The sequence below is a fragment of the Paraburkholderia sp. GAS33 genome (genome assembly GCF_050436645.1).
GTDB lineage: Bacteria > Pseudomonadota > Gammaproteobacteria > Burkholderiales > Burkholderiaceae > Paraburkholderia > Paraburkholderia phenazinium_B.
In genome coordinates, this window is sequence record NZ_JBNDMP010000034.1 from 1 (window position 1) to 2815 (window position 2815).

Sequence of the window (2815 nt, forward strand, 5' to 3'; positions counted from 1 at the left end):
GTTGTGACGGGCGACCAGGATGCAACGTCGCCGCCTGCGACTGCGAAGGGCATTGCCGACAAGATTCCGGGCTCGAAGTATGTCGAACTGGCGCAATGCGGTCACTGGACGCCCATCGAAAAGGCAGCAGCCGTGAACGAATTGCTGCTCCAGTTCCTGACGAAATAAAACGCGCAAGCCATGCTGCGGTGTCGTGCTGAGGTGAAGACGTGCAGGAGCCCGACACCGCAGTCGGAGATGTCAATTTCTCTGAAATCTCTGATCGTGCCTGGGTCTTCGCGCCAACAGGCAGGACATTGGATCACTCCTTCCAGTAGGAAGATATGAAGCTAGTACGCTTTGGTCATACAGGTGCCGAGAAGCCAGGTATCGTCGGGTCGGACGGGGTCGTCCGCGATCTGTCCGCACACGTATCAGACATTGATCCGCAACTGATCGGGTCGGACTCGCTACAGGGCCTCGATTCAAGGGAAATCGACGCCTTACCAGCAGCGCCCGCTGGTTCCCGGCTTGGTTGTCCCATCGGAAATATCGGCAAGGTGGTCGGAATCGGACTGAACTATCGCGAGCACGCGAAAGAAGCGGGCGCCGAGATTCCAAAGGAGCCAATCATCTTCCTTAAGGCGAATACGGCCATCACAGGTCCGTTCGACGACGTCGTTCTTCCGGAAAACTCGACGAAATCGGATTGGGAGGTGGAACTCGGCGTTGTGATAGGGCGCCGTGCGAGAAATGTTTCAGAGGCCGTGGCGCTCGATCATGTCTTTGGATACGTCATTGTGAATGACGTATCGGAGCGTGAGCATCAGCTCGAGCGAGGCGGTCAGTGGACCAAAGGCAAGAGTCATGACACGTTTTGCCCTATCGGCCCCTGGCTGGTAACTCGGGACGAAGTGGGCAACGAGCAGACGCTGGATCTGTGGTGTGAAGTGAACGGTGGGCGAGTGCAGCATAGCAATACAGCAGACATGATTTTCTCTGTCGCGCAGTGTGTCAGCTATGTCAGCAAATTTATGACTCTGCTTCCGGGTGACGTGATCATAACGGGAACGCCACAAGGCGTCGGCCTTGGCTTCACGCCGCCGCGTTACCTCGACGGTGGATACACCATGCGCCTTGGCATCGCGGGTCTCGGCGAACAGTGCCAGTCGGTCAAGCGTTATGGGCGTGGGTAAGACATCATCGAGTGTGCAGTAAGATCGCTTGGGATTCCGGAGGATCATCGTCGTCAGGTTGGAACCTTTGAGCCGCTGACTCCGCAGATTCGAATGCGGGCTTAGGACGTGCAGAACGCTCTTTGGTACTGTATTTGCTGGACGTCTGGCCCACACTGACGGCAATGATTCAGAAATGAAACTGGGGTTTTTGCATCGTATTGGAGGAAGTTATGTCGCTTAAAGGTAAACGGATTGTCATTCTCGGCGGATCGTCGGGAATGGGTTTCGCTACGGCGAAGGCTGCGGCAGACGAAGGTGCACTTGTCGTCATTGCGTCTAGCAGCCAGGAGAGGGTAGCGAAGGCGCAGCAGCAACTGCCGCCGAGTGCGGAAGGTCATGTGCTCAACCTGCAGGATGAGGCTAGCATCAAGTCGTTCTTCGAGAAGATAGGAGCGTACGACCATCTGGTGTATACGGCCGGCAATCCTTTGCTAATAGCTGATCAGATGGACTTGAGCTTCAAGGATGCGCAGGCATTTTTCGGAGTCCGCTACTGGGGTGTTTTCCTGGCCACGAAGTACGGTGCGGGCCAGATTCGTGAGGGTGGCTCGATCGTCCTTTCCTCCGGGATGGCAGCGCGCCGCCCCCGTAAGGGCTCGTCCGTGGTGTCGAGCGTCTGCGGCGCGATTGAAGCGCTTGCGCGTGCGCTTTCGGTGGAACTTGCGCCGCTGCGGGTCAATGTGGTTTGCCCTGGAACGGTCAAGACCAGCCTTTGGGATAGCTTCCCTGAGGCTGTCCGTAAGGCGACATTTCAACGCGCTGAAGAAAACCTTCTCGTCAAGCATGCCGCTGAAGCACATGAGGTGGCCGAAGCTTACCTCTATCTGATGCGAGGTAGCTTTACGACGGGCCAAGTTGTAGTCGCCGATGGCGGGGCATCGGTGGCCTGATATCCGAGCCGCATGTCCAGACAACCGGCGAAAAAACTCGCACCAGACTAAAGCAGGAAAATTGGAATGACAGTTAGGAAAAATGTTCTCGTCGTAGGTGCCTCGCGTGGGCTCGGTCTTGCTCTTGCGGAGGAATACTGCGGCCGGGGCTGGCATGTAATTGCGACGTCGCGGGGCAAGTCCGCCGGACTTGCAAGCCTGCTTGAGCGCTATCCGGAATCGCTTGAGCTTGAGACCGTGGATATCGTGGACCTGGCCTCGGTGAGAACCCTGCGCACTCGACTCGAGGGGCGCAAGCTCAATACGCTCTTCGTCAACGCTGGCATCGCCAAGGCGAATGAATTGACCTCGGTCGAGGTGGATGAGAAGGACTTCTTCGACATGATGTTGACGAACACGCTCAGTCCAATGCGTGTCATCGAGGTATTTCGGGACATTGTCGCGGAGAATGGCGTGATGGCAGCGATGTCGTCCGAGATCGCCAGCATTACAAATAGTATCGGGTTCTGGGAGCTATACAGTTCGAGCAAGGCAGCGCTGAATATGCTGATGAAGGCGTTCTCGACACGCCATCCGGACGATTCGCGCGCACTTCTCCTGGTCGCTCCAGGCTGGGTCCGCACTGAAATGGGCGGACCGGAGGCAACCTTCGAGATTTCGGAGAGCATCCCGCTCGTGGTCGACGTGGTCGAGCGCAACGCAGGCGTG

Annotated in this window: 4 protein-coding genes; all 4 read left to right on the top strand. The window is 57.1% G+C overall.

The window, feature by feature from the left end; translation table 11 throughout:
* Positions 1-3 precede the first annotated feature (3 nt).
* The gene (locus P3T24_RS38760; protein WP_429306965.1) at positions 4-168 is read left to right on the top strand and encodes a hypothetical protein; all 165 of its coding nucleotides are present in this window, start codon (positions 4-6) and stop codon (positions 166-168) included.
* Between the two features lie 155 nt (positions 169-323).
* A complete protein-coding gene (locus P3T24_RS38765; protein WP_429441957.1) occupies positions 324-1175 on the top strand; it encodes a fumarylacetoacetate hydrolase family protein in 852 nt (283 codons plus the stop codon).
* A gap of 212 nt (positions 1176-1387) precedes the next feature.
* Entirely contained in the window at positions 1388-2107 is a 720-nt protein-coding gene (locus P3T24_RS38770) for an SDR family oxidoreductase (RefSeq protein WP_429441959.1), read from the top strand.
* Positions 2108-2173: 66 nt separating this feature from the next.
* Positions 2174-2815: SDR family NAD(P)-dependent oxidoreductase (locus tag P3T24_RS38775; protein WP_429441961.1), on the top strand; the 642-nt coding region annotated here is incomplete at its 3' end.